Below are 4,602 nucleotides of genomic sequence, written 5' to 3'. Positions count from 1 at the left end.
CGATTGAATATGCTTTCATGAAAAGATAATATTTTTATTCTTACCAACTGTACCTCATATCAGCAGGAAGTGCTGTATTACCTAGTTTCGTATTACAAGAATTATTAAAGCGCCAAGAGCAGGTAGTAAACGTTAACCCCGATACCTTAATCCTTGTTAACTGCAACATTGCAGAGACAGAGGTCGATGATTTAGCATTTAATTTGACTGTCGAAGCATATTTTGTAATTGGAGATGCAAATGGTCAAAATCATTTTCGGGCTAATAGGATCGTTCTTTGGTCAAATATATGGGGTGATGAAGAAAGACTTTTTGATTTAGAAGATCAACTAGACGACCAATTCTGGACTAATTATCAAATCCAGTTGCTCTTTGATGAAAAAGAGCAGCAAACAATTGAACTGTCAGTGTCACAAACAGATGATTATGCAGCAACGTTAGAATTTTACCCATCGCTGAAAAGGTTTTCACCATCTATAGTTCCCTTTACGGATGATGACTTTTAAAATCCGCGATTAACCCAAAATTTGCACAGCATTTATGGCGCTATCGTCCTGATGGTGGTGAAGGCAGGTTTTCTATTTCTGCTTGAACATTCCCTGCTTTAACAATGTAATGGAGAATTGAGTTTATTCCTCCTGGTCTTCATCTTCGTACTCCTTTTCATCCTCGTCATATTCATAATCTGCATAGTCTTGACCGTGTTTTTCGTACCACAAGCGTTCTTCCTCTTGAGCCGCCTCTCGCTGTATCCTTTTCCGTTCTGCCATCTCTGCTTCTAGGCGTTCTTGCGCTAATTTCTCCTTCTCAATTCTTTCTTTCAGAAGCCTTTCCCGCTCTTGGGTTTCTTGCTCTACTCTCTCCCTCTCAAGTCTGATTAATCGCTGCTCAACTCGTCCACAGTAAAAATCCAAAGCCTTACCCGTCGCGGCTCCGGTAACTGCACCACCGACTAAAAAGATCAGTCCAGTTTTCCAGCCTTGAATAGGGCCACCACTCCACTCCAAACTTTTTTGATTCAGCCACACCAGCACAGAGAAGACAAAAATTCCAACTACTGTGTTGATAAGAGCAAAAATTCTGGGTGTGATCTCAGTCTGTCGCAGTACCAGCAACTGTCCCAGGCAAAGTATTGCACCAAAAATCACCAAGGCGATTGCCTCCGGCACGCGAGTACACGATCGCACTCATGACAATATGATCTGGGAACTTGAACGGATCTAGCGTCATGTTAATGATCAATGGCACAAATATCAGCAGACAGAGCAAAAAGCCAATTAATAAGCCAGCAACACTTATCAGGCTCCAGTAGCGACCGAGATAACCGAGGCGGAATTCCAATATCCACTCTTGTACGGGGAGCATCGTGATGTAAAACGCGATTCCTGCACTGACTTAAATCTTGCATTGGCAGTTGTTTTACCTTTATATTTAGCGTATTTGGCATAGCCGTGCCAAAGCGGACAAGGAAAGATACTAACTTAAGACGAATTGAACCGATTATTACTGAAAGGTTTCTCAGTACACGCGATCACACTTTGCACTGACCAAGCTAAATGTTCTTGCCTCAATGAATCTCGGATGAGCCAAAAAACTTGATTCTCCCAGTCTAAACCATGACTGAAAATTAGCTGTATCCCTGAATGTATAATAACCTTAGCGCATCCGTGTCGATTGATTATCATTACCAGACTGTAGAGACTGCGATTCACAGCCTACAACGATTTGACCTCTGATAATCGAAATTGTTAGCCCTTGCTACAGCATTAACAACTACCACTAAAATCCTGAAAATCGAAGTTCTATAGATAGACTGAAAAATTTTTTAACTGTCTTAACTGTCCTTGCACGGTTATCAACTTGATGATTTACTATATATAGTCAATTATCATAAAAAAGGTAAATCAAATGATTGGTGGAACTATTCAAACAGCAGCAAACTTTTCTTCAATAGAAGCAAGACTAGACCAATTGGAAGAACTGACTAAAAATCAGGAGGAGAGGATAAAAACATTAGAAGAAAAAATAAACAACCAGGAAGAATTAAAGCCTAGTACAAACACAAATGTAAAGGCAAAAGAACCTACGCTATGGGTTTCAATCCAAATAAAAAATACATTCAATAGTGATAATATCTACATTAAAAACGCTCGTCTAGAATTTGGAAAATTTGTCCAAAATGAAGATAAATATATGGAAATAGGAGCTTCTGACCTTTTGTCCACAATTCCAGCAGGGCAGACTGGTACAATATCTTCAGCTTCTAGGACAAACAGTGCCTCTGGAACAGAAGGTACTATTGATTTATTTGATGCTGATGTTAAAATTGCACAACTTTATTGGAATTGTCCTTTCGGAAGCCAAGAAAACACTTTTAAAGTGATTGATCTTAATTCTAAAGATGGGTATATAGTCAACGTGGGCGATGTAAATCGAAGTAGTGCTTTAGGCATAATCAATGTTGAGGTAGGTTTTCGACATTAAAATAGCTTTATGTAAGAGGATATTTGAAAAGTTTTCTTCTGTGTGATCGCAGAAAGAAATGAAGAAAGAATTTAATTTGTAGCCGCTCGACAAAAGTGGCTACTTTTTCAATTTAGCTATCCTACTTTCGACTCCAAACAAATCTTTGTAAACTTCATGATCTCGAAAAAGCTCCATAATCAAACTTCGAGTAAAAGCACAGTAAATCATATTCCCTCGCGCCTCATACAAACCAAAAGCTTTAAATAAATCTTTTTTAGCGCCCTCAATATCGCCCAGACGAAATCTGACTGTCCCTCGCCCACAGTATGCTTCTGCACAATCAGCATCTAGAGATAATACTTTTTCTAGATCAAAGAGGGATTTTTCTAATTCCCCAGATAAAAAACAAATATTCGCCCTATTTATATAAGCTGATAAATAGTTTGGGTCAAGTAAAATTACTTGATTGTAATCTAAGATAGCTGCTGGGTTGTCACCAGTTAAATTTTTATACGTATCAGCCCGATTTAGATAAGCCTGGACTAATTTGGGATTCAGAGCGATGGCTTTAGTGTAATCTTCAATCACCTGGGGAAATTCTGACTTATGACAGATTTTTGACCGAGCTAATCCTCGATTATTATAAGCTTCAGCAAAATTCGGATTCATTGCTAATGCGTTATCAAAAAGCTGAATCGCATTTTCATATTTTTCGATTTGAAACTGAATCATCCCTATAGTATTGTGAACTTCGGCAAAATTAGGATAGAAATAAAGTGCATTTCTGAAGCACTCCATCACTCCAGATAAGTTTCCTGATAAGAGAATGCTCCATTCCTTTGTCATACCACAATTGCCCTTGTTCTACATCAATGTCTTCCATTAATTCCACCAAATATTCTCTGTTTTAATTTAGAATTCCTTAAATATTCATCGACTCGGATATTTAGCTGAGTCAGTTAACTTATCGTAAATCAAAGGGTTTAAGACCCCTACCTCTACAGGTAGCCCCAATTTCAGTTGGGGTTTAAATCCCCCGTCTGAAATATATTTAATTTTGAATGCGTGAATTTTGAATTGTTAACCATGTATTTCTAATTCTTTACTTTTATTTTTCTCTAATATTTTATCTATCTGACTATTCGCGTCCTCAAAAGTTTGCAATATCTGGGGTGTAACTTTATTAGTCCACACCTTGCCAGATTGTAAATTTAAAATTACCTCCCCATTTTTCTGCAAAATAGTTAAATCTCTCTGCTGGGTATTGAAAGCCAAATCATAAATCTTTCCTTCAACTTGAGTGCCATTTTCATCAGACTTACCCCAGACCATGCCAATTCTTTGAGCAATTTGAGTCAGCCGACTGACGGCTTCAAGCTCAGATGTATCTTTATTCATTACTGTCAACGCTTCGGCTGATAATTGCTCACCAGCTTTAAACCCATTTGCAACTTCTACAATGCGTTTTTTGTAATTTTCCGACTTCCCCAACTTATCTGCGGCATTGTACCAATTTCTCAAATCATCAATAGTAACTGATTGAGGTTGGACTTCTTGGTTGGCTACGGCTCTGTTTTGTGGTTCAGGAAACGGGACTATTTTCCCGTCCACATAATCCCCCAATGGCTCTAGATGTAGTCCCCACACCTGCTGTTTTTCGGTGAATAATTCTGGTAATGCTTTGGGTGAGTGCTTTTCCATGTCAGCCCATTGCTGTTGATAAACGGGGTCAGCAATCATATCAGGTGTGATTTGATACTGCTTACCCACTCGAAAGGCGACTTGCTTATCAATGCCTGTCGCCAGAGCAATATCCCCCTCCTTAAATCCATACTGTTTGTAAGGCTCTTTAGCTCTAGTGGTATGAGTTCGACCATATCCTCTCATCGCATCAATGCAAGTATCTACGGGTAAAAGATTGGTATCACCATGCATCATTAATGGGTAGTTCATCGGAATCGGTTTGCCTTTGATGACAGGAGGGACGACATTTTGAACCTCTTGGTTTGGGTGGAATTGAGCGCTTTGTTGAGGCGGGGACAATGCTGTTTGTTCTGGTGGTTTCAAAAACTGCGGTCGTGTGGCAAGGGAGCTAACAAATTGCTGATACTCAAGAGTAGATTCAATCACAGCCCC

Annotated in this window: 5 protein-coding genes and 1 pseudogene; 2 read left to right on the top strand and 4 right to left on the bottom strand. The window is 39.1% G+C overall.

The window, feature by feature from the left end; translation table 11 throughout:
- Positions 1-203: 203 nt before the first annotated feature.
- The gene (locus G1O98_RS37005; protein WP_175587022.1) at positions 204-506 is read left to right on the top strand and encodes a hypothetical protein; all 303 of its coding nucleotides are present in this window, start codon (positions 204-206) and stop codon (positions 504-506) included.
- A 123-nt stretch (positions 507-629) separates the two neighbouring features.
- Here G1O98_RS37005 and G1O98_RS37000 read toward each other — a convergent pair whose 3' ends face one another.
- Entirely contained in the window at positions 630-1,151 is a 522-nt protein-coding gene (locus tag G1O98_RS37000) for a hypothetical protein (RefSeq protein WP_163939278.1), read from the bottom strand.
- Positions 1,093-1,365, bottom strand: a complete 273-nt coding sequence (locus G1O98_RS36995) for a hypothetical protein (RefSeq protein WP_163939276.1) — start codon at positions 1,363-1,365, stop codon at positions 1,093-1,095. Before G1O98_RS36995 ends, G1O98_RS37000 begins: the two co-directional genes overlap by 59 nt.
- 543 nt (positions 1,366-1,908) lie before the next feature.
- Here G1O98_RS36995 and G1O98_RS36990 point away from each other — a divergent pair.
- Positions 1,909-2,484: an aegerolysin family protein gene (locus tag G1O98_RS36990; protein ID WP_163939274.1), complete on the top strand. Its 576-nt coding sequence runs from the start codon at positions 1,909-1,911 to the stop codon at positions 2,482-2,484.
- A 99-nt stretch (positions 2,485-2,583) separates the two neighbouring features.
- Here G1O98_RS36990 and G1O98_RS36985 read toward each other — a convergent pair whose 3' ends face one another.
- Both G1O98_RS36985 and G1O98_RS36980 read right to left on the bottom strand, forming a co-directional pair.
- Entirely contained in the window at positions 2,584-3,312 is a 729-nt protein-coding gene (locus tag G1O98_RS36985) for a tetratricopeptide repeat protein (RefSeq protein ID WP_163939272.1), read from the bottom strand.
- A gap of 234 nt (positions 3,313-3,546) precedes the next feature.
- A pseudogene (locus tag G1O98_RS36980) lies at positions 3,547-4,602 on the bottom strand (hypothetical protein); the annotation flags it as partial.

Origin of the sequence: Nostoc sp. UIC 10630 (assembly GCF_010747425.1) — a bacterium.
Classification (GTDB): Bacteria; Cyanobacteriota; Cyanobacteriia; order Cyanobacteriales; family Nostocaceae; genus Nostoc.
This window is presented reverse-complemented; position numbering and strand designations above follow the sequence as displayed.